This is a genomic window from Micromonospora globispora, from assembly GCF_003857015.1.
Taxonomy (GTDB): domain Bacteria; phylum Actinomycetota; class Actinomycetes; order Mycobacteriales; family Micromonosporaceae; genus Micromonospora; species Micromonospora globispora.
Map to the genome: position 1 here is coordinate 1 of NZ_QGGF01000774.1, position 601 is coordinate 601.

At 74.2% G+C, this 601-nt stretch carries 1 protein-coding gene; it reads right to left on the minus strand.

What is annotated here, in order from left to right:
- Positions 1 to 539 (minus strand): GGDEF domain-containing protein (locus DKL51_RS33715; RefSeq protein ID WP_148097940.1); only part of this gene is annotated, 539 nt, incomplete at its 3' end.
- Positions 540 to 601: the final 62 nt, after the last annotated feature.

The window sequence follows — 601 nt, forward strand, 5'->3', positions numbered from 1 at the left end:
GCCCGAGTCGTCTTCGCCCGGTACATCGCGGCGTCAGCGTCGGCCAGGGAGGCGGCGAGACCGGCCGGACTGGCGGGGGCGAGGCCGATGCTGGCCGTGACCGCGACGGCGACACCGGAGGGCAGCCGGACGGGGGCGGCGATCGCGGCGGCCAGCTGGCGGGCAGCCGCGGTGGGGTCGGGGTCGCAGACCAGGGCGGCGTACTCATCCCCACCAAGCCGGGCGGCGACGCCGTGGACCGTGCGGAGCCGGTGGGCCACGGCGGTGAGCACCACATCCCCGGCGGCGTGGCCGTGGGTGTCGTTGACCGGCTTGAAGCCGTCCAGGTCGACCACGACCACCCACGGCCGGACGGGGGCGAGCTGGGTCCACGCGTCGGCCAGGCCAGCACGGTTGGCGAGGCCGGTCAGCGGGTCGCGTCGGGCGGCCCGTTGCAGCGCGGCGAGTTCGTAGCGGGCGACATAGAGGCAGTAGCGGTCCCAGCAGAACAGGACCAGCGCGCCGATGAGGAGCAGGCCGGAGGCGATGGCGTCGCTCATCGGGTCACCTCCCCGACCAGCGGAGTGCCGTTGCGGCGGGTTTGGCTCTTATACACAACTCC